Below are 246 nucleotides of genomic sequence, written 5' to 3'. Positions count from 1 at the left end.
CCGTCGTCGGCAGCGTCAGATGTGTATAAGAGACAGCCACCGCAGGTCACCCTGGCGTTCCTCGGCGCGGTCCCCGAGCACCGGCTCGACGACCTCACCGAGGCCCTCGGCGCGGCCGCCTCGCGACGGGACCCGCTCGTCCTGCGGCTGTCTCTTATACACATCTCCGAGCCCACGAGACGCGTAGTAATCTGGTGGGGGTGGGTTGTTTTGGGGGGGAGGGGGGGGGGGGGGGGGGGGGGGGGG

At 70.7% G+C, this 246-nt stretch carries 1 protein-coding gene; it reads left to right on the top strand.

The window, feature by feature from the left end; all coding sequences use genetic code 11:
- Nucleotides 1-21: 21 nt before the first annotated feature.
- Nucleotides 22-246: 2'-5' RNA ligase family protein (locus ACPYOM_RS23390; protein WP_481347809.1), on the top strand; the 225-nt coding region annotated here is incomplete at its 3' end.

Source organism: Monashia sp. HAY1-2A (assembly GCF_056755315.1).
This window is presented reverse-complemented; position numbering and strand designations above follow the sequence as displayed.